Below are 20,130 nucleotides of genomic sequence, written 5' to 3' on the forward strand. Positions count from 1 at the left end.
CCACCGGACCAGCCCCTTCGACTGATGGTCAGCCGCCACCTTAGTCGGCGGGTCCGACTTCCTGCGCACACCGATGGCTTCCGCGGAACGAGCACTGCTTGCCGCCCGCATCCGCGACGCCCGCTGCCCCGTCCTGCCCCGCATAGGCTCACGCATGTGCCTGTCCCCGTCCCGGTCCCAGTCCCCGTGTCTGCCTCCGCCGGTCGGCCGCCGGCCCAGGCCAGCCTGACCACCGGTGCCCTCGCCCGCATGCTCGGCGTCTCCCCGGCCACCGTCCGCTCCTGGGAACGCCGCTACGGCGTCGGCCCCGCCCGGCGCGACCCCGGGCGCCACCGCCAGTGGAGTCCGCGGGACGTCGCCGTCCTGGCGGAGATGTGCCGCCTGACCGCCCGCGGCGTCACCCCGGCCGAGGCCGCCCGCCTCGCCCTCGCCGCCGAGGCCCCAGGGCCGCCCGGGCGATCCGGGCCGTCCGAGCCGCCGGGGCCGCCGGGGCCGCCGGGGCCGCCAGAGACGTCCGAGGTGTCCGGGCCGTCCGAGCCGTCGGGGTCGCTTGCCGGCGGGCCGGCCCGCGGCGGCGGGAACACCCTGCCCGTCGGCACCGTCCGCCCCGAATGCCGGGGGCTGGCCCGCGCGGCCGTTCGCCTCGACGCCCCCGAGCTCGCCCGGATCCTGCGACACAGCGTCGACACCTTCGGCCCGGTCGCCGCCTGGACCGAGGTGATGATGCCCGCCCTGCGCGCCGCCGGCCGCAAGTGGGCCGCCGAGGGCGAGCGCTACGTCGAGGTCGAGCACCTGCTGTCCTGGCACGTCGCCGCCGCTCTGCGCCGCGCCGCCGACCGGGCCGAGCCGTCGCAGGGTCCGGCCGTCCTGCTCGCGGGCATGCCCGCCGAACTGCATGCCCTGCCACTGGAGGCGCTGGCCGCGGGACTGGCCGAACGGGGTCTGCCGTTTCGGATGTTCGGCCCGGCCCTGCCGACCGAAGCCCTGTTGGAAGCGGTCCGCCGCACCGGCCCGCCCGCCGTCCTGCTGTGGTCCCAGGTCGCCCGCACCGCCGACCGGGCCCTGGCCCGCCGTGTCGCCGAGACCGCCTGGGGCCCCCACGGTGCCCGCACCCGTCCCGTCGTCCTGACCGCCGGCCCCGGCTGGACCGGCCCCCGCCGCCCCCCGGGCGCCCTGCGCCCCCGCGACCTGCCCACCGCTCTCGACCAGCTGGAGCACCTGCTGCGCTGAACCCCGCCTGCCGGTGTGGTCATGTGGCGCGGTTCCACAGGCCGGCTCGTGCCGCTGGCTTCGGGCATGAATATACCGACCGGTCTACAGATTTGATCGTGCCCGCAGTGCCCGCAGGAAGTCGGCCTGCCCGACTTCCTGTGCGGGGCGCCTCGCCCCTCGGCTTCGCCACGCGGCGGGGCCTCGAACGGGCCTGCGAAACGGAAAAATATATCGGTCGGTCTACATATTCGGCTGCGCGTACGGCGGGCGGGCGGGGAGCCGGAAAGCGGGAGCGGTTCGGCGTGCGCGAGAAGTCGGACCTGCCGACTTCTCGCGCGGCTGGAATCGTGGCGTAGAAGAAATATGCCGGTCGGTCTACATATTTTTCTTGGCGAGAGCTGCCGTGCCGCGTCAGCCGCCATGCCCACCATGCCACCGTGCACAGGAAGTCGGCGGGTCCGACTTCCTGTGCACGGTGGCACGGCGACGTCAGGCGTTCGAAGCCGCACCCGGCGCGGATTGCCCGCGAAGGACACCGGATTCCCGGCCCTGCGCCCGCACGCCCAGGCGCCCGCAGGAGACCCCTGGAAGACTCGAATCCCCGCCCCCGTCCAATCTCTGGCCGCGTCCGCTCCGAACACCCCGGCAGCGCCCCCCGCGCCTGGCGGGGCACGGGGGGCGCACCCGCCCGCACGAGAGGAGCCGCAGGTGGACGAGCCGACCCGGACGCGCCCGCACTGCCTGGTCACCGGCGCCACCGGCTACATCGGCGGGCGCCTGGTGCCCGAACTGCTCGCCGCCGGGTACCGGGTGCGCTGCCTGGTCCGCGACCCGCTCCGGCTGCGGGACCAGCCCTGGCGGGCCGACGTGGAGGCCGTCACCGGGGACGTCACCCGCGCCGAGACCCTGCCCGCGGCCTTCGACGGCATCGACGCCGCCTACTACCTGGTCCACTCCCTGGGCACCGGGCCCGGCTTCGAGACCCGGGACCGGCAGGCCGCCGAGGCCTTCGCCGAGGCGGCCGCCGCCGCCGGCACCCGGCGCATCGTCTACCTCGGCGGGCTGCTGCCCGCAGGCGTGCCCGAAGCGCACCTGTCGGCCCACCTGCGCTCGCGCGCCGAAGTGGGCCGCGCCTTGCGCACGGGTGGTGTCCCCACCGCCGAACTGCGGGCCGCGGTGATCATCGGCTCCGGCTCGGCCTCCTTCGAGATGCTGCGCCACCTGACCGAACGGCTCCCGGCGATGGTCACCCCCCGCTGGGTCGACACCCGCATCCAGCCGATCGCCGTACGCGACGTGCTGCGCTACCTGGTCGGCGCCGCCGCCCTGCCCCCCGAGGTCGACCGCACCTTCGACATCGGCGGGCCCGACGTGCTCACCTACCGGCTGATGATGCGCCACTACGCCGAGGTCGCCGACCTGCCCCGGCGCCTGATCGTGCCGGTGCCCGTGCTCTCCCCGCGCCTGTCCAGCCACTGGGTGGGCCTGGTCACCCCCGTACCGGGCTCGCTCGCCCGCCCGCTGGTGGAGTCGCTGCGCCACGAGGTGGTGTGCCGCGAACACGACATCGCCCGCTGGATCCCCGACCCGCCCGGGGGCCTGACCGGCTTCGACCGGGCCGTGGAACTGGCCCTGCGGCGCATCCGCGACGCCCAGGTCTCCACCCGCTGGTCCTCCGCCTCCCTGCCCGGCGCGCCCAGCGACCCGCTGCCCACCGACCCCGACTGGGCCGGCGGCAGCCTCTACCAGGACCTGCGCCGACGCCGGGTGGCCGCCGACCCGGCCGCGCTGTGGCGGGTGGTGGAGGGCGTCGGCGGCGAGAACGGCTGGTACTCCCTGCCGCTGGCCTGGGCCCTGCGGGGCCGTCTGGACCGCCTGGCCGGCGGCGTCGGCCTGCGCCGGGGCCGCCGCGACCGCCACCGGCTGCGGGTCGGCGACGCGCTCGACTTCTGGCGGGTCGAGGAGATCGAACCCGGACACCTGCTGCGGCTGCGCGCCGAGATGCGCCTGCCGGGCCTGGCCTGGCTCGAACTGCGCGTGACACCCGACGGCGACGGCGGCGCGCTCTACCAGCAGCGGGCGCTGTTCCACCCGCACGGACTGGCCGGCCACCTCTACTGGTGGTCGGTGGCGCCCTTTCACGCCCTGGTGTTCGGCGCCATGGCCCGCAACATCACCGAACGCGCCCGACCCGCCGCCTGACACCCCTGTCCCCATCCCCACCCGCACCCGCACCCCACCGCACGAGGCCCCCGATGAGCACCGCCGTCGTCCTGTTCACCCAGGACCTGCGCCTGCACGACAACCCCGCCCTGTACGCCGCCCGCACCCGCGCCGACCAGGTCGTCCCCCTGTTCGTCCTCGACCCGGCCATCGCCCGGGCCGGCTTCGCCGCCCCCAACCGGCAGGCCTTCCTCGCCGAGAGCCTCGCCGACCTCGACCGGGCGCTGCGCGCCGCCGGCTCCCGCCTGGTCCTGCGCCACGGCGACCCCGCCGAACAGGCCGCCCGCCTGGCCGCCGAGTGCGGCGCCGACACCGTCCACACCAACGCCGGCGTCTCCGCCTTCGCCACCCGCCGCGAACACGCCCTGCGTCGTGCCCTCGGCGAGCGCCTGCACCTGCACGACGCCGCGCTCACCATCGTCCCCGCCGGCCTCGTCACCCCGGCCGGGCGCGACCACTACGCCGTCTTCACCCCCTACCACCGCGCCTGGCAGCAGGCCCCCCGGCGCACCGTCCTGCCCGCCCCGCGCACCCTCGCCACCCCCGACGGCCCCGCGAGCGCCCCGCTGCCTGCCGCCCCCGCCGGCACCTCCCCGGGCCGCGCCCCCGGCGGCGAGAGCGCCGCCCGCCGCCGCCTGCGCGCCTGGAACCCGGACGACTACGAGCAGTTGCACGACGACCTCGCCGCCGATGCCACCTCCCGCCTCTCGCCGTACCTGCACTTCGGCTGCCTGTCCGCCACCGAACTCGCCCACCGCGCCGGGAAGTCCGACACCCCCGGCGCGGCCGCGCTGGTGCGCCAACTCGCCTGGCGCGACTTCCACCACCAGGTCCTCGCGGCCCGCCCCGACGCCGCCCACGCCGACTACCGCCCCCGCCCCGTCCGCTGGTACGACGACGAACGCGAGCTCCAGGCCTGGCGCGAGGGCCGCACCGGCTACCCGATCGTCGACGCCGGCCTGCGCCAACTCGCCCACGAGGGCTGGATGCACAACCGGGCCCGCCTGCTCACCGCCTCCTTCCTCACCAAGAGCCTGCGCCACCACTGGCGCCCCGGCGCCGCCCACTTCCTCTCCCTGCTCGTCGACGGCGACCTCGCCAACAACCAGCTCAACTGGCAGTGGGCCGCCGGCACCGGCACCGACACCCGCCCCAACCGCGTCCTCAACCCGCTGCGCCAGGCCGACCGCTACGACCCCGACGGCGCCTACGTGCGCCGCTGGGTCCCCGAGCTCGCCCACCTGCCCGCCCGCGCCGTCCACCGCCCCTGGGAGCTCGCCGAGCCCCCGGCCGGCTACCCGGCGCCCCTGCTGCCCCCCGACGCCCTCGGCACCCGCCTGCGCGAGAGCGGCTGAACCGCCCTCGTCCTCACCCGCACTCATCCGCCCTGACCCGAAACTCATCCGCCCTCGCCCGAACTCACCCGAACGGCGTAGCGCCGCGTCCGCTCCCGCCCGGGCCCCGGCCGCCGCGGGATGCGGGCCCCACCCGCCTCCCGTTGGATGAAACCCGCGGCCCGGCAGGCCGCCGGGCAGGCCGCCCCGGCAGGTCACGCCGACAGGCCGCCCCACCCCCGGCGCACCACCCGAAGGAGCAGGAGCATGCCCATCTCCAGGACCCGCGACGGCGTCGAGATCTTCTACCAGGACTGGGGCAGCGGGCGCCCCGTCGTGTTCATCCACGGCTGGCCGCTCAACGGCGACGCCTGGCAGGACCAGCTGAAGGCCGTCGCGGACGCCGGCCTGCGGGCCATCGCCCACGACCGGCGCGGCCACGGCCGTTCCGCCCCGGTCTACGGCGGCTACGACTTCGACACCTTCGCCGACGACCTCGACAGCCTGCTCACCGGGCTCGACCTGCGCGACGTCACCCTGGTGGCCCATTCCATGGGCGGCGGCGAGCTCGCCCGCTACATCGGCCGCCACGGCACCGGGCGGATCCGCTCCGCCGTCCTGCTGTCGGCGATCACCCCGTCCATGCTGCAGGGCCCCGACAACCCGCACGGCGTGCCCGGCAGCGTCTTCGACGACATCAAGGCCGGCATCCTCACCGAGCGCTCCCAGTTCTGGCAGGACACCTCCGTCAACTTCTTCTCCGCCGACCGCCCCGGCTCCCGCGCCACCCAGGGCAACCGGGACGCGTTCTGGTTCATGGCGATGCACCAGACCATCGAGGGCGGCGTCGACTGCGTGGACGCCTTCGGCTACACCGACTTCCACGAGGACCTGGCCGGGTTCGACATCCCCACCCTGATCGTGCACGGCGACGACGACCGGATCGTCCCCGTCGAGGCCACCGCCCGCCGGGCCGCCCGGATCATCCCCGGCGCCGTCCTGAAGGTCTACGAGAACGGCTCGCACGGCATCGCGATGGTCCCCGGCGACAAGGAGCGCTTCAACGCCGACCTGCTGGAGTTCCTCAAGCGGTGAGGGCGCCTCAGGGCAGCCTCAGGGCGCGCGGCGCAGGGACAGCGCCGTGACGTCGTCGCGGCTGCGGCCCCCGCTCCAGCGGCGGGCCTCGCGGTCCAGGGCCTCGGGCAGCAGGGCGGCGGGGGCGGCGGCGAGGGCGGCCAGGCCCCGCTCGACGGGGTAGAACGCGCCGGTGGCGTCCTGGGCCTCGGTGATCCCGTCGGTGAGCAGCACCAGCACGCCGTCCTCGGGCAGCGCGAACCACCGGACGGTGCGCACCTCGTCGGTCAGCTCCGCCAGCCCGAGCGGCACCCCGGCCGGCAGCGGCACGGCCTCGACCCGGCCGCCGTGCAGCAGGTAGGGGGCGAGGTGGCCGCAGTTGACGGCCTGCACGTCCGTGCCGCGCTCCACGCCCAGCACGGTCGCGGTGACGAAGCGCTCGCTCTCGCCGCCCTGCACCGCGTACGCGTTGTGCCGCTCCACCGCCGCCTCCAGGGCGTCCGCGACGCCGGTCAGCGCCGGCTCCCGGAAGGCCGCCTCCCGGAAGGCGCTCAGCACTGCGAAGCCCGCGCCGATCGCCGGCAGGCCCTTGCCCTGCACGTCGCCCACCAGCACCCGGGTGCCGTACGGGGTGTCGGCGACGTCGTACAGGTCGCCGCCGACCAGGGCGTCCTCCTCCACCGGCCGGTACAGCCCGTACAGCTGGACGTCGGGGGTGAGCACCGGCAGCGGGCGCAGCAGCTGGCGTTGCAGGGCGACGGCGGTCTGCCGCATCCGGAACAGCTCCTGTTCGCGCCGCACCCGTCGCGCGCACAGCCCGACCACGGCCGCCTCGGCGCCGATCACCCCCACCAGGGTGCCCATCCGGGCGGCCAGCGAGGACGGCGGGAACAGCACCGTGCTGACCGCCACCACCCCGGCCACCCACACCGAGACCGCGACCGTCTGCGCGACGGTGCCCAGCCCCGCCAGCAGGGCCGGCAGGAACACCAGCAGCAGCACCAGCCGGGCGCTGGTGCCGCTCGCCGCCTGGGCGAGCAGCACCACCGCGGTGGAGGCCAGCACCCCCAGCACCACCGCCCGGTTGCCCGGCGCCCGCGTCCCCCCGTCGTCCCGGTCCCCGCTCCCGTCCGCGTCCGCGCCGCCCACCCCGCCGTCCTCTCCGCCGCCTCGCCGTCCCCCCAGGCATACCGGCGGCCCCACCCGGCCGCCAGCGCAGCCCGCCCGGACGGGCGAGCGCCCGCCCGGGCCCGGACGCCCGGCGCCCGGCTGCCCGCCGCCCGGCCGTCAGGCGCAGGTGCTGTCCGCGCAGAGCTGCCACGGCTCCCAGGAGACGAACCGGTCCACCTCGGTGGTCCGCCAGTAGCGGTCGCGGTTCCACTCGCGGACGGTCACCCGCAGCCGCCCGTCCGGCAGTTGGACGACCGAGGTCGGCGCGCCCAGGCCCGCGTTGGGGTCCGGCAGCCTGGGCAGCCGGCGCACCGGGCCCCAGGAGTCCTGGGCGTCGACGTCCTGGCTGCGCACCTCCATCGCCGCGTTCGTGCCGGCGCCGGAGGCGAAGGCGTGCAGCCGGCCGTCGCGTTCCCTGAAGAGCGTGAGCCCGCCGTGGTACGGCGGCGGTGACAGCTCGAAGTTCTCGGTCGGGGTCCAGGAGCCGCCGGGCGCGGGCAGGACGGTGTGGCAGAAGCCGCCGTAGGAGGCGAAGAACACCTCCAGGCCGCCGGCGCTGTTCTCGACGGCGCTCACCTGGTACAGCTTCGGGCCCACGGGGGTGGCGCTGACGCGCTCCCAGCCGCCGTAGGCGCCCCCGGGCGCGTCCTGGGAGCGGTGCCAGACGAAGGGCAGGAGCGAGGCCGCCGAACTGTCGTAGAACTGCTGGAACTGTTCGGTCCGCCCGTCGGAGCGCGGCGTCTCCACCAGGGTGTTCGGGAGGGCGGTGCTGGCCAGGCCCTGGGCGGCCGCGTCGGCCCCGCACCCGGCGGCGACGCCCGGCGCGGGGGCCGTGCCCGCGCCCCTCGCCGTGGTCGTCGTGGCCCACGCGGTCGTCCCCGCGAAGGCCACGACCAGCACACCCGACAACACGGCTTGCGGAAGTCTCCTGTACACGGTCGGTGAACCTCCCCATTCGGTAACGGAAAAGGAGTGCCCGGTACGGGAGTTGGCCGCTTCGCCAGCCCCTCGCGCGGGACCGGCACATTCTCGTGCACCGGCGCCGGGGCGGACAGGGCGCCTGCGGGGCGGCCGGACGCGATCCGGCCGAACGGCGGCCCGCCCCGGCGGCGGCGGGAGGCCGGCCGGTCGGGGGGACGCCGGTCAGGCGGTCGGCAGGGCCGGGGCGTCACCGCGGGGGCGGCCGCGGAACAGCTCGTCCAGGTGGTGGGTGAGGATCGCCAGCGCGGCGTCGCCGGTGCGCTGGCCGCCGAGCACGCTGGAGCCGAGGCCGTTGACCATGGCCAGCAGCCCGGCGGCGGTCATCTCCGGGTCCCTGGCGGGGTCGATCTGCCCGGCCTGCTGGGCCGTGCGGACCTGCTTGGCGAGGAAGCCCTCCAGCAGGTCGGGCTGGGGCGTCCCGTGCTTCTCCACCAGCGCGGGATCGCTGAGCACCAGCGTGTAGTACGCGGCGTAGGTGCGGGTGATCCGGCGGCTCTCCGGGTCGGTGGGCAGGATGCTGGACAGGACCGCGGTCACCAGGCCGCGCGGCGTGGACGGGGTGGCGGCCGCGGTGATCCACGCCGCCATGCGGGCCTGGAGTTGGGCGCCGAGCCGCTCCAGCGCGTCCAGCAGCAGCCCCTCCTTGGTCGTGAAGTAGTACTGCACCAGCCGCAGGGAGACGCCCGCCTCGGTGGCGACCGCCCGCATGCTGGCGGCCTGCAGCCCCTGGGTGTCGGCGATGCGCAGCAGTGCTTCGGCGATCTGTCGCCGGCGTTCCTCGTGATCGACCCGCGCGTTCATGTACGACCTCCCTGGTACACCCGTATCATGCCGTGATACACATGTATCATGCGAATCAGCCAGTTCAAGAACGACCAGGCCGGGGACCGGTTTCGCGCCGCCTACGAGCGGGCCCTGACGGAACTGTGGCCCGGGCCTCGGACGGCGCTGGACCTCACGACCGCGTTCGGGACCACCCGCGTCTACCGCACCGGCCCGCAGCACGGCGAGCCGATCGTGCTGCTGCCCGGCTCGGGCGGAAACGCACTGATGTGGCACCGCTACATCGACACGCTGGCCCGCCACCGCCCGGTCATCGCCGTCGACACGGTCGGCGAACCGGGCGCGAGCGTGCAGAGCGCCCCGATCGCCGACGGCCGGGACGCGGCCGCCTGGCTGGACGAACTCCTGGCCGCACTGGAGGTGACGGACGCCCAGGTCGTCGGCTGCTCCTACGGCGGCTGGCTGGCGCTCCACCACCAGATCCACCACCCCGGGCGGGTCGCCTCCCTCACCCTGGTGGACCCGGCGGGCTTCGCCGACATGGGCGCCCGGTTCTACGCCTGGGTGATCGCCGGCGGCCTCGCCGCCACCGCGCCGCGGGCGCTGCGCCCCCGACTGGCCCGCCTGGTCGGCAACAGCGCCATCCTGGAGACCGAACTGATGGCCCTGATGCGCGCGTCGATGGGGTTCCGCCGCGCCCTCCCGGTGCCCCCGGTCCTCTCCGACGAGGAACTGCGCCGCCTGGACGTCCCCGCACTGTTCCTGCTCGGGGAGCGCAGCGCCATGCACGACGCGCACGCGGTCGCCGAACGCCTCGGCCGCCTCGTGCCCTCGGCCCGGACGGAGATCGTGCCCGGCGCCGGCCACGCCCTGCCGACCGACCGGCCGGACCTGGTGGCCGACCGCGTCCTGCACCCCGCCGGGCGGTAGCGCCACCGGCCGCCCCCGGGGGCTCCCGCTGCGCACCGTCCCGCTGACGGAGCACCACGTGAACCGCGCCGAGCCCTGCCGAGGCCCGTCGAACCCGAGCCCGTGCCCGCGACCGGACGAAAACCGGTTGCGGGCGCGGCCGCACGCCTGCGACCGTACGGCTCCCGCCAACACCCCCTCCACGAGGCCCCGATGACCATCTACTTCTACGGCGCCGACGAAGCCCCGCACGGCTGCTTCTCCAACTTCTCCCCCCACCCCCTCCACCTCGACGGACACCTCTGGCCCACCTCCGAGCACTACTTCCAGGCCCAGAAGTTCGCCGGCACCCGCCACGCCGACCTCGTCCGCCGCGCCCGCACCCCGCTGCGCGCCGCCGAACTGGGCCGCGACCCGGCCGGACCGCTGCGCCGCGACTGGGAGCGCGTCAAGGACGACGTGATGCGCCGGGCGGTGGCGGCCAAGTTCCGGGAGCACCCGGACATCCGCGCCGTCCTGCTCGCCACCGGCGACGAGGAACTCGTCGAGGACACCGGCACCGACCACTACTGGGGTCGCGGACGCACCGGCACCGGCAGGAACATGCTCGGCCGCATCCTGATGCGCACCCGTACCCGGCTGCGCGCCGAGTTCCCCGCCGGACCCGCCGAGCGGGCGTGACACCGCAGCCCACCCGCAGGCGAGTTGACGGAACGTCAGGACGCGGGGGCCGCCATCAGGTCGTGCAGCAGGTCGTCGCCCAGGCCCAGGCCGGTCTTCGACTCGTCGGGCAGGTGGTAGTCGCGGTACCAGTCCGCGGGGGCCTCCGGGTGCGGGCCGCTGACCGCCACCCGGCCGGCCCCGTAGGGGGCGGTGACGGCGGCGGCGCGGCCGTTGGAATAGCGGGCCAGGACGTCCACGCCCGGGCCGTCGACGTCGAAGTACGGGCCGTCCTGGAAGTACATCCGCTGCGGGCGGCCGCGCCAGGCGACGTCGACGAGGCGGTCCTGCTCGTCGGTGACGGTCGCCCCCCGGGAGTGGATGTACTGCCCGGAGTCGCCCGGCAGGAGGTCGTAGCCCGGGTCGCCGGCCAGGTAGCCGCCCATGCACAGGCCCAGGTAGCGCCCGCCGCCCCGGACGAAGTCGCGCACCAGCTCCGGCGAGAAGCCGGGGTCGCGCCGCAGCAGGCCCCACGCGGTGCTCACCTCCTGCCCGTTGGTGCCGCCCGGCTGCACGTACAGCGCGGCGCCGGCCAGCACGCCCGCGCCGAAGCGCAGCCGCTCCTCGGGCCCGACGTAGCGCACCGCGAAGCCGTCGCGCTCCAGCAGCTCCCGCGCCGCCTCCGGGCAGCCCTCGCAGGCCGCCGGGCCCCGGTAGACCAGAGCGAGCGGCCGCCCGTCGGCGGCGGCGACCGCGTCGTCGGCCGCGCCGTCCGGCACGGGGGAGGCGCCGCAGGCGGACGCCGTCAGCAGCGCCGCCGCCACCGCCAGGGCCGCAGCGGCCCGCCCGGGCCGCCGCCCACCCCTCATGACCGGCACTCCCGCCATCGCTGACACCCTCCCCGGACAGGACCTACGCCGTGTGCAGCGACGACGCTACGGGCACAGCGGCCCGCGCCGCACGTCCGCCCCCCGAACGGGTGCCCCCGCGCCGTCCGCGTTGACGGGAGGCGGGCCCGGCCGTGGCCCGCGCCGCCTCACCCGACCACGCGCGACAGGTCCTCCTCCGCGATCGAGGGATCGGCCAGCAGCACCTGGCGCGCCGCCGACAGCACCGGGCCGCCACCCGCCAGGGCGAGATCCTTGGCCGCCAGCCGGATCGGGAAATCCGCCTCCCGGCTGCGCGCCCGGGCCACCACCCCCGCGAGTGGCCCGGCCGCCAGCGCCTCCATCGCCAGCTCCCGCGGCACGCCCAACTCCCCGGCCACCGCCAGCGATTCGCCCACCACCGCCACCGACGCCACCACGGCGCCGATCACCACCACCTTCAACGCCGCCCCCGAACCGGGCCCGCCGCAGCGCAGCACCCGGCCCAGCTGCTCCAGGACGGGCTGCGCCCGGTCCAGGTCGGCGTCCTCGCCGCCCGCGTAGACGACCAGGTCGCCGGTGGCCGCCGGGCCCACACTGCCCAGCACCGGCGCGTCCACCATGGCCACCCCGGCCGGGAGCCCGGCCCTCAACTCGCCGGCCGCGCGCGGGCCGATCGAGGACATGTCGATCCACAGCGTGCCGGGCGCCAGCCCGGGCCCGAACCGGCCGGCCACGTCGGCCACCGCCGCCGGATCGGACAGCATCGTGACCACCACCCCCGCCCCCCGCACGGCCTCGGCCGGGCAGGCCGCCTCGACGAGGCCGCCGGCGCGGCCCGGCGTGCGGTTCCAGACGGTCAACGGGTGGCCGGCGGCGGCGAGGCGACGGGCCATCGGCAGGCCCATCCGGCCCAGTCCCAGAAAAGCGATCTTCTCCATGGCCACCACGCTAGGCAGCCACCAGCCAGGCGACAAACGAATGTCCCGCATGATAGCCATGCCGGATGGACATGGCTTGGCTGGACGTCTTCCGCACCGCGGCCCGCCTGGGCTCCTTCACCGCCGCCGGCGAACGCCTCGGCTACACCCAGTCCGCCGTCTCCCGGCAGATCTCCACCCTGGAGGCCGAACTCGGCGCGGTGCTCTTCGACCGCCTCGCCCGCGGCGTCCGCCTCACCGAGCACGGCCGCACCCTCCTGCCGCACGCCGAAGCCCTGCTCGAACGCCTCGACGGCACCCGCCGCGACCTCGCCGCGCTCACCGAACTCAGCGCCGGACGGCTGCGCGTGGGCGCCTTCGACAGCGCCAACGCCGCCCTCGTCCCCGGCGCCCTCGCCGCCTTCCGCGCCGCCCACCCCGACGTCGCCATCACCCTCACCGAAGGGCTCTCCGCCCACCTGCTGACCCTGCTGGGCGACGGCGCCATCGACCTCGCCGTGGTCGCCGCCTACCCCGAACACCGCTATGACACCGAGCAGTTCGACCTCCAGCAGCTCATCGACGACCCGGTCCTGGTGGCCCTGCCCCGCCGGCACCGGCTCGCCTCGCGCCGGCGCCTGCGGCTGGCCGAACTCGCCGACGAACCCTGGATCGCCGCCAGCCGCCGCACCGAATCCACCCTCCTCGCCGCCTGCGTGCGCAGCGGCTTCCAGCCCCGCATCGAGTACGAGGTCGCCGGCTGGACCGCCAAACTCGGCCTCGTCGCCGCCGGGTTGGGCGCCACCCTGATCCCTTCCCTCGCCGCCCGCGCCGCCCGCCCCGACGTCGCCCTCATCGCCCTGCACCCCGACGACACCTCCGTGCGCCACGTCCACACCGCCACCCGCCACCCCCACCGGCCCCCACCCGCCGTCACCGCCTTCCTCACCCACCTGCGGGCCGCGGCGAGCCCGGGCCCGGGGGAGTAGCGCGGACGGACGGGTCAGGCGGACGCGGCCTCGGCCTGCCGTTCGTCCTGGTGCCGCAGAAGATCGTCCGTCGTCATCGGGCCGGTCTGCCAGCGGCCGCCGGCCCGGGAATTGACCCGTGAAAGTGGCATTCAATTGCCACCTGATGGCGGGTCTTTCCGGTTCTAGCCTGGTCCCATGACGACGACGAGCAACACCGCCACCGCCGCCCCCGTGCTGACCCGCCACGCCGAGGCCGAGACCTGCGCCGACCCGAGCAGCACCATGACCCTGCTCGCCGACTCGGCGCACACCGAGGGCGGGTTCACCAGCTACCGCTCCACCTTCGCCAAGGGCGCCGTCGGGGCCCCCGCGCACTTCCACACCCGGGCGTGGGAGCTGTTCTTCGTGATCGGCGGCTCGCTGCAGGTGCTGGTCGGCGAGGAGGTCACGATCCTGGGCGAGGGCGATTTCCTCGCTGTGCCGCCGCACACCCCGCACGCCTTCGCCGCCGCCCCGGGCGCCGAGGCCGACGTCCTGTTCGTGTTCACCCCGGGCATGGACCGCTTCGACTACCTGCGCCTGCTGGGCAGCGTCATGCGCGGCGAGACCGACCCGGGCGCGATCGCCGCCTCCGCCGGGCGCTTCGACAACCACTACGTCGACAGTCCTGCCTGGCGCGCCGCCCTCGACCGGAGCGCCGCCCCCGCCTGAGGCCCCGCCCGGGGCCCGTGACGGCCGATCCCGGCGGGCCGGTGCGGGCCGGGTGTGGAACGGTGGAAGCCGGGGGTGTCCTGGTTGCGAGAGGAGTGGCCATGTCGTCGAAGCGTCGCCGCAAGAAGAAGGCCCGGGCCCGGCGCGGGGCCAACCACGGCCGCCGGCCCCAGTGCTGAGCGCCTGAACCGTGCGCGCGGCCGGGGCGCCGCCCCCGGCCGCACCGGGCGCTCAGCCCAGTTCGCGCCCGCGCCCGCGCCCGTGTTTGCGTCCGCGCCCGCGCGGCACGGCGTGGTACGTGCAGGTGTCCGTCCAGTCGCGGCCGAAGGTGAGCACCAGCACCGGGCCCCGCCCCTCGGCGCGGGCGGCCCGCAGCAGCGCGGCCGGGTCGCCGTCCGCCGGGATCTGCTCGTGCCGGAAGTACACGTCGCTGCCCGGGCGCGGCCAGTACGGGTCCGGGCGGGGGATGCCGGGCAGGTCCCAGGCCAGGGTGGCGTCGGCGGTGGACAGGTTCGGGCCGGGCATCCGCCGGCCGTCGGGGAAGAGGCCGCGGTCGCGGTGGTAGCGCAGCGCGTAGCCGACCGTGCCCGGTGAGTACGGCGGTTCGTCGCCCCAGGTGTTCGGGAAGCCCCAGTCGGCCAGGCCCGCCGCCTCGATCCTGGGCAGGACGGCGGTGATGTCCTCGCCGGTGGCGAAGTAGGCGGCGGCGCTCATCCGGCAGACCAGCACGCCGCGGCCCTCGGCGGTGGTGGTGAGCAGGCCGAGCGAGGAGGGGCGGTTGCAGTGGTCGGCGACGCGGGTCAGCAGGTGCGCCACGCCCTCCACCGCGGCCAGGCCCTCGACCATCCGGCGGATCCGCTCGCGCTCGGCGGCCCGCAGCGCCTCGACCCGCGGCGAGGAGGCCAGGGCGCGCAGCCGGCGGGTGGTGGGCAGGCGGGCGCGCAGCGCGTCCCGGGCCCGTACGGGCTGGGCCAGCAGCATGCCGACCAGGTACTCGAAGCCGTTCACCGGGCGGGGTCCTCTCGGGCCGGGTGGCGCCCGCGCGGGTCGCGGCGTCCGCCCCACAGGCTGGCCCGGCGGCGGCCCGCACCGCAATGCGCCGCCGTACCCGAATTCCGCCGGCCGCCGGGTTCAGTCGAGGGTGCCGACCGCCGTCCGGACGGCCTGCGGCAGGCCGAGCAGGTCGGTGCTGTCCGTCCACTGGTCCACGCCGCCCACCGGCGGCAGGGCGCGCAGCCGCGCGTCGGTGACCGTATCCAGCAGTGCCCGGGCGAAGCGGCCGGCGTCCAGGACGAGGTAGGGGCGGCCGTGGAACGGCCGGCGGGCCGCCGCCAGCGGTGCGGTCAGCCCCAGGGCGTTGTGCCGGCGTGCCGCGGCCTCGTACGCCTCGCACAAGTACCGCTCCCGCTCCGCGACATGACTGGACGTCAGCGCGCCGTGCAGCAGCGGCCCCAGCTCCCCGGCGGCGCCGGTGCGCCCGAACGCGCTGCCCAGCCACTTGCCGTACGGGGCGTAGCGGCGCTCCATCAGCAGGGACAGCCGCATCACCTCCCGGACCAGGCGGGCGGCCACCACCATCGAGCCGAGCTCGTCGCCGACCTCGGCGCAGCGCCCGACGAACGCCTCCTCCTGCTCGATCCGCCGCCACTGGCAGGCCAGCAGGTAGCGCCACACCTGCTCCGGGTACCAGGCCAGGTGGCGCCGGGCCGCGGTGAGGTCGCCCGGGCCGTCGTGGAACACCGCGCCGCCGGTCACCTCGGCCAGGCGCTGCTGCGGCAGTGCCAGCCAGTCACCGGCCCCCGGGTCCGTCCGGTACCACCCGGCCGCCGCCGGGCCCAGCCGGGCGGCCAGCCAGGAGGGCACGTCGTGGACCTCGACCAGGTGGTCCACCGGGCCCTCGGTCCAGTCGGGGTGGCGCACCGGGTCGAGGGGGTCCGGGCCGCGCCGGAAGTGCGTGGAGCGGCCGCGCACCTGCCGGGGCAGCCGGTGCGCCAGCACCTCGCGCAGCCGCTCCCCGTGGCGGGCGGCGTCGCCGGGGGAGAGGAACAGCTCCAGGCGCGGGCCCCAGTCGTGGTCCGTCGAGCGGGCGGTGTCGAAGCCCAGCACCTCCGAGCCCGCGCCCACCCGCGCCGCCGCGTACCCGAGTCCGGGGAACGCCTCGGCCAGCAGCGGGCGCACCGCCTCCTCGTGCAGCGTCCGAGCCAGCTCCAGGCCGGGGACGAACGCGCCACCATCATCGGGAGTCGTCATGGGGCCCACTGTGCCAACACCCCGCCGCCCCGGGCCACCGGATTCCGGACCACCGCTTCCCGGAAACCCCTTCCGTCGGCTGCCGTGTTCGCTGCCCGCCGCCTTTTCCCGGCGGACAAACACAGAGAGACCGCTCGGGCCGCTGGGGCCGGGCGGTCTCTGCTGTTCGGACGGGCCCATGCGCCAACACGGCCCGCTGCCGGTGTTCCCGAGAATTTGGAGTAGACAGCGCCCCCGGGCTCCTGACCCGCAGGTCTGGATGACGCTGCTGCACATCGTCACATTCAGCCAGGACGGCTACAAGGGCGAGTTGCACAAAAATGCATCAAATTCCGGTTTCGAGTTCCTGAACTGCACTGATGTCACAGGGTTGTGACGAGATTGCGGGCCGGGCCCGGGATTCTGGCGCATCAATCTTCGCGATGTTCACCGAACCGATTGGGAATCACCCGTACGCCTGACAGAGTGTTGCGCGAAACGGGTTCCTCGCGTGACGCCAACCACCGAAGTTCCCGTCCGTTGGAGTAGACGGTGATATAGGAGGTCCTCGATGACGAGGAAGCGGAAGAAGAAGCGCGCCCCCGCCCACTGCGCCGCCGGCCACCCGGCGCCGCCGCGACCGGGCCTGCCCTGGCCGTCCGGCCCCGTGCGGACGGCCGTGGTCGTCGTCGTGGTCGTCGTGGCCGCCGCCCTGGTGAGGACGGGCATGTCGGCGGGAGCGGCGCTCGAACTGGCCACCGGCGGACTGCTGTTGAATGCCAGGCTCCAGCAGGGGCGGGCCTAGAAGGAACGCCGGACCGCGATGGGACGCCAGGAGAAACCGATCGCGGCGACCGAGCCGGCCCTGGGCCGGCTCGCCGCGTTGCTGCGCGAGCAGCGTGAAGAGGCAGGGCTGACCTACCGTCAGCTCGCCGACCGGACCAACTACCACCCGACCACCTTGCAACGGGCCACCAGCGGCCGGACCATGCCGAACTGGGAGGTCGTCGAGGCCCTCACCCGGGCCTGCGACGGCGACCTCAAGGCGGCCCGCCGCAAGTGGACCCTGGCCAACTACTGGGCCCACGTCCCGCGCCCCTCCGGGACCCAGCGCCGGGCGCCCCGACGGCTCAACCCCGAGCAGGTCGACTCCCTCGCCGACCTGCGACGGGCGATGCACGAGATGCGGCGCAAGGCCGACTGGCCCTCCCTGGAGGAACTGGACCGCCGGGCCCGGGCCGGGGGAGGGCGCCTGCCCTCCAGCACCCTGGCGCTGGTCCTCAGGGGTGAGGCCCCGCTGCGCAAGGCGGTGTTCCTCACCTACATGGAGGTCTGCGGGGTCAAGGAGGCCCGCCGCGCACTGTGGGCGGCGGCCTGGGAGCGGACGAACAACGCCCGCACCCCGGCACCGGTCAACTCCCGCACGTACCAACGGGAGTTCACCCGGGCCATGCAGTCCTCCAGCAGCGGCACCCCGACGGACACCCTGTTCAAACTGTGGGTGACCCTGCGCAACAGCCTGGCCGCCGACCGCGCCGAGGACGCCGGCCACCCCGGCTACCCCGGCCACTCCGGCCACTCCGCCGCGACGGGCCGCGACGGCACCGGCGACAGCCCACCGGTACTCGTGTGACCCGGTCCGCGGACGGGAACGCGCCACCAGCGCCCCGTCCGCGGACCAGCACCCACCCGCGCCACCTCGGGAATCAACCATGCCGACACCACCACGACAGCCGACCACCGCCACCGCCACGACCACCGCCACGACCACCGCCACCGGACCGGCGCTGGGCCTGTGGGCGCTGTACGACCTCCACCTGCGCCACTACCTCGACTACGCCGCCCTGCTGCTCCCCGCGGCCGACGCCCCGCTGGCCGTCCAGGGCGCCTTCGACGACCTCAGCGGCCACTGGCTCGACGCCCTGGCCACCGCCAGCCCGGCCGCCTGCGCCTGGCAGGCGGTCCGCCGACGCGTCTGCGCCCTGGCCGGCCCGCGCCCGCTCGGCCCGGTCGCCCACCTCACCGCCCCCCAGCAGGACGTCCTGCTGCTGCACCTGGTCCTCGCCCTGCCCGCCGCCGAGGTCGCCGCGCTGACCGGTACCGAACCGGGCGCCGTCCACGTGCAGTTGCGCTCGCTGGCGGCTGTCCGCCGGTAGCGGCCGCCGCCCCGGTCTGCTCCCGCCGTTCCACCGGCCGGGTTGCCCCCGGCCGGTCCGGCGGCTCACCGCACGGGGCTCGCGACCGGGTCGGGGGCGCTGGGGGAGGGGGCGGCGGCGCGGGCGCAGGCGCGGACCTCGGCGACGGCCGGGCAGGTGGCGTAGACGCGGGTGAGGTGGGCCAGGTGGTCGGCCTCGGACTCCAGGTCCGGCCCCAGGGCGTGCGGCGGTTCGGCCGTCGGGGCGGTGCGCGGGGTGTCGGGGTTGGGCCGGGCGCCGGCGGCCGCGCGTTCCAGTGCGGCGGCCAGCGCGGCGGCCTCGGCGGTGGCGGCCTTGGCGGTGGCGTCGGCCCGGGCGGCGGACGGGGGGAAGCGCGAGGTGGCGGCGGCGAGCCACTGCGGGGTGCGCGGGTCGAGGTGCTGGCGCAGGATCAGCCGGGCGTCGTGGATCTCGATGATCCGCCGGTACAGGGCGAACTGCGGGTCGCGCGGCGGCAGCAGCGGCAGACGGCGGGCCGGGGCGAGCGCGATCTCCGGCAGCACGGTGTGCAGGTCCCGCCAGAGCGGGGCCAGCGCCCGGTAGCGGCGGTGGGCGCGCAGCCAGCCGCGGACGGCGGCGTGCGCGGCCGGCCACACCGTGGTGCCCAGGCCGGTCGCCAGCAGCGCCACGCACAGCAGGCCCAGGACGCCGCACAGGGCGTCCTCGGCGCCGGCCTGGGTGCCGGTGGCCGCCGCCTGGACGACGTCGTCGACGCCCCAGGCGTTCCACAGCAGGCCCGCGACCAGGCTCAGGGTGAGCAGCCGCAGCCCGCTGCGCTGCCGCCCGGGCGCGGCGGCGCGGGCGAGCCGGGCGAGCTGGCGCAGCAGGGCGGTGAGGCAGTAGGCGAGGTAGAGCACGCCGGCGGCGGTGTACCCGGCCAGCGCCAGGCGGGCGCCGGTGGAGGGCGCGGCGGTGAGGTCGGAGGCGTCCAGGCCCGGCGCGGCGGCGACGAACAGGACCGCCCGCACCCCCAGGACACCGGCCAGCAGGGCCAGCTGGCGCCGCACCGCGCGGCGAGCGGGCTCGGGCGTGCGCAGGACGCCGGCCAGCAGCCGGATCGCGCAGGCCGCGCCGATGCGCAGCGTGTCGCCGAGCAGGACGGGCAGGGCGGGCGCGATCCCGAGCCGGTGCAGCCGGTCGGCGGCCTGGACGGTGGGCGGGGCGAGCAGCAGCAGGGCGGCGGCGAGCAGCGCGGTGGCGTAGCAGCTGTAGCGGGCGATGGCGCGCGGGTTGGTCCGGCGGCCGCGGGCGAAGTGCCAGGCGCTCAGGGCGAAGAACAGTGCGACGCCGTAGAGGACGAGGCCGCTCACGGACGCCCCGCCGCCCGGTCGCCGGCCGCCCGGTCGCCGGCGGGTCCGGGTCCGGGCTCGCCGGTGAGCAGGACGTCCAGGACGTCCAGCGAGTCCGGGTGCGGGGCGGGGCCGGGCGGGTGCGCGGCGTCGGCCTTGGCGGCCCGGCTGAGGATGAGGGAGGCCAGCAGCTCGGCCTCGCGCTCCTGGGGCTCGTCGTAGCCGGTGCGCCCGAGCACCCGCCGGACCAGGTCGGGGGACAGGTGCGGCAGGAGCTCCGCGGCCGGGCCGAGCGGCGCGGAGCCGGCGTGGTCCAGGAGCAGGTGGGCGATCTCGTGGACCAGGATGTGCCGGCGGTGCAGCGCGCTGGTGTCGGCGGTGTACAGGATGTAGTCCGCCTCCCGGGTGGACACCAGCAGCCCGCAGGGCGCGTTGGGCCGGGCGGCCACCGGCAGCAGGTCGATCGGCCGCCCCCGCCGGCGGGCGATCTGCTCCAGTAGCACGGTGGTGTCGAACGGGTTTGGCAGTTCCAGCTGTTCGGCCATCCGCCGGCAGCGGCGCAGCGCCGATCGGTAGCACCTGTCGTCCCGCACGCTGTGTTCC

20 protein-coding genes are annotated in these 20,130 nt (G+C 76.0%); 11 read left to right on the forward strand and 9 right to left on the reverse strand.

The window, feature by feature from the left end; translation table 11 throughout:
• Positions 1 to 186: 186 nt before the first annotated feature.
• The 4 genes from AB0R04_RS27985 (at position 187) to AB0R04_RS28000 (ending at position 5,864) form a co-directional block, all read left to right on the forward strand.
• Positions 187 to 1,230 carry a MerR family transcriptional regulator gene (locus AB0R04_RS27985; protein WP_363375983.1) on the forward strand — a complete coding sequence of 348 codons (1,044 nt, stop codon included), beginning with the start codon at positions 187 to 189 and terminating at the stop codon, positions 1,228 to 1,230.
• 690 nt (positions 1,231 to 1,920) lie between these two features.
• A complete protein-coding gene (locus AB0R04_RS27990; RefSeq protein WP_363375985.1) occupies positions 1,921 to 3,414 on the forward strand; it encodes an SDR family oxidoreductase in 1,494 nt (497 codons plus the stop codon).
• 53 nt (positions 3,415 to 3,467) lie between these two features.
• On the forward strand, positions 3,468 to 4,790 hold the full coding sequence (locus tag AB0R04_RS27995; RefSeq protein ID WP_363375987.1) for a deoxyribodipyrimidine photo-lyase: 1,323 nt from the start codon (positions 3,468 to 3,470) through the stop codon (positions 4,788 to 4,790).
• Between the two features lie 246 nt (positions 4,791 to 5,036).
• Entirely contained in the window at positions 5,037 to 5,864 is an 828-nt protein-coding gene (locus tag AB0R04_RS28000) for an alpha/beta hydrolase (RefSeq protein ID WP_363375989.1), read from the forward strand.
• Positions 5,865 to 5,882: 18 nt separating this feature from the next.
• Here AB0R04_RS28000 and AB0R04_RS28005 read toward each other — a convergent pair whose 3' ends face one another.
• The 3 genes from AB0R04_RS28005 to AB0R04_RS28015 form a co-directional block, all read right to left on the reverse strand.
• Positions 5,883 to 6,992: a PP2C family protein-serine/threonine phosphatase gene (locus tag AB0R04_RS28005; protein WP_363375991.1), complete on the reverse strand. Its 1,110-nt coding sequence runs from the start codon at positions 6,990 to 6,992 to the stop codon at positions 5,883 to 5,885.
• 138 nt (positions 6,993 to 7,130) lie between these two features.
• Positions 7,131 to 7,925, reverse strand: a complete 795-nt coding sequence (locus AB0R04_RS28010) for a hypothetical protein (RefSeq protein WP_363375994.1) — start codon at positions 7,923 to 7,925, stop codon at positions 7,131 to 7,133.
• 231 nt (positions 7,926 to 8,156) lie between these two features.
• Complete coding sequence (locus tag AB0R04_RS28015) at positions 8,157 to 8,795, reverse strand: TetR/AcrR family transcriptional regulator (RefSeq protein ID WP_363375996.1); 639 nt, start codon at positions 8,793 to 8,795, stop codon at positions 8,157 to 8,159.
• 48 nt (positions 8,796 to 8,843) lie between these two features.
• On the opposite strand from AB0R04_RS28015, the gene AB0R04_RS28020 reads away from it, so the two are divergent.
• Together AB0R04_RS28020 and AB0R04_RS28025 are read left to right on the forward strand one after the other, a co-directional pair.
• Positions 8,844 to 9,707 (forward strand): alpha/beta fold hydrolase, encoded by an 864-nt coding sequence (locus AB0R04_RS28020; RefSeq protein ID WP_363375998.1) that lies wholly within the window; start codon positions 8,844 to 8,846, stop codon positions 9,705 to 9,707.
• Positions 9,708 to 9,899: 192 nt separating this feature from the next.
• On the forward strand, positions 9,900 to 10,367 hold the full coding sequence (locus tag AB0R04_RS28025; protein ID WP_063352891.1) for an NADAR family protein: 468 nt from the start codon (positions 9,900 to 9,902) through the stop codon (positions 10,365 to 10,367).
• 35 nt (positions 10,368 to 10,402) lie between these two features.
• Here the strand turns inward: AB0R04_RS28025 and AB0R04_RS28030 are convergent, their stop codons facing one another.
• Together AB0R04_RS28030 and AB0R04_RS28035 are read right to left on the reverse strand one after the other, a co-directional pair.
• Positions 10,403 to 11,215, reverse strand: coding sequence for a BPL-N domain-containing protein (locus tag AB0R04_RS28030; protein WP_363376001.1), 813 nt, complete (start codon positions 11,213 to 11,215; stop codon positions 10,403 to 10,405).
• A gap of 167 nt (positions 11,216 to 11,382) precedes the next feature.
• Positions 11,383 to 12,153, reverse strand: a complete 771-nt coding sequence (locus AB0R04_RS28035; protein WP_363376002.1) for an NAD(P)-dependent oxidoreductase — start codon at positions 12,151 to 12,153, stop codon at positions 11,383 to 11,385.
• Between the two features lie 65 nt (positions 12,154 to 12,218).
• Between AB0R04_RS28035 and AB0R04_RS28040 the strand changes: the two genes are divergently transcribed.
• Together AB0R04_RS28040 and AB0R04_RS28045 are read left to right on the forward strand one after the other, a co-directional pair.
• On the forward strand, positions 12,219 to 13,121 hold the full coding sequence (locus tag AB0R04_RS28040; protein WP_363376004.1) for a LysR substrate-binding domain-containing protein: 903 nt from the start codon (positions 12,219 to 12,221) through the stop codon (positions 13,119 to 13,121).
• A 177-nt stretch (positions 13,122 to 13,298) separates the two neighbouring features.
• Entirely contained in the window at positions 13,299 to 13,814 is a 516-nt protein-coding gene (locus AB0R04_RS28045) for a cupin domain-containing protein (protein WP_363376006.1), read from the forward strand.
• Positions 13,815 to 14,045: 231 nt separating this feature from the next.
• Here the strand turns inward: AB0R04_RS28045 and AB0R04_RS28050 are convergent, their stop codons facing one another.
• Together AB0R04_RS28050 and AB0R04_RS28055 are read right to left on the reverse strand one after the other, a co-directional pair.
• Positions 14,046 to 14,822 carry a hypothetical protein gene (locus AB0R04_RS28050; protein WP_363376007.1) on the reverse strand — a complete coding sequence of 259 codons (777 nt, stop codon included), beginning with the start codon at positions 14,820 to 14,822 and terminating at the stop codon, positions 14,046 to 14,048.
• A 123-nt stretch (positions 14,823 to 14,945) separates the two neighbouring features.
• A complete protein-coding gene (locus AB0R04_RS28055; protein ID WP_363376009.1) occupies positions 14,946 to 16,064 on the reverse strand; it encodes a DUF4037 domain-containing protein in 1,119 nt (372 codons plus the stop codon).
• Between the two features lie 550 nt (positions 16,065 to 16,614).
• Here AB0R04_RS28055 and AB0R04_RS28060 point away from each other — a divergent pair.
• The 3 genes from AB0R04_RS28060 to AB0R04_RS28070 all read left to right on the forward strand — a co-directional run bounded on the left by AB0R04_RS28060 (position 16,615) and on the right by AB0R04_RS28070 (position 18,199).
• On the forward strand, positions 16,615 to 16,848 hold the full coding sequence (locus AB0R04_RS28060) for a hypothetical protein (protein WP_363376012.1): 234 nt from the start codon (positions 16,615 to 16,617) through the stop codon (positions 16,846 to 16,848).
• An 18-nt stretch (positions 16,849 to 16,866) separates the two neighbouring features.
• On the forward strand, positions 16,867 to 17,676 hold the full coding sequence (locus tag AB0R04_RS28065) for a helix-turn-helix domain-containing protein (protein WP_363376014.1): 810 nt from the start codon (positions 16,867 to 16,869) through the stop codon (positions 17,674 to 17,676).
• Positions 17,677 to 17,755: 79 nt separating this feature from the next.
• On the forward strand, positions 17,756 to 18,199 hold the full coding sequence (locus AB0R04_RS28070; RefSeq protein WP_363376016.1) for a hypothetical protein: 444 nt from the start codon (positions 17,756 to 17,758) through the stop codon (positions 18,197 to 18,199).
• A gap of 65 nt (positions 18,200 to 18,264) precedes the next feature.
• Here the strand turns inward: AB0R04_RS28070 and AB0R04_RS28075 are convergent, their stop codons facing one another.
• Positions 18,265 to 19,548 carry an MAB_1171c family putative transporter gene (locus tag AB0R04_RS28075; RefSeq protein ID WP_363376018.1) on the reverse strand — a complete coding sequence of 428 codons (1,284 nt, stop codon included), beginning with the start codon at positions 19,546 to 19,548 and terminating at the stop codon, positions 18,265 to 18,267.
• Complete coding sequence (locus AB0R04_RS28080; protein ID WP_363376019.1) at positions 19,545 to 20,120, reverse strand: ParH-like protein; 576 nt, start codon at positions 20,118 to 20,120, stop codon at positions 19,545 to 19,547. The genes AB0R04_RS28075 and AB0R04_RS28080 overlap by 4 nt, the downstream gene beginning before the upstream one ends.
• Between the last annotated feature and the right edge of the window lie 10 nt (positions 20,121 to 20,130).

It is taken from the genome of Kitasatospora sp. NPDC056731 (assembly GCF_040687675.1).
In the GTDB taxonomy this organism is placed as follows: Bacteria; Actinomycetota; Actinomycetes; order Streptomycetales; family Streptomycetaceae; genus Kitasatospora.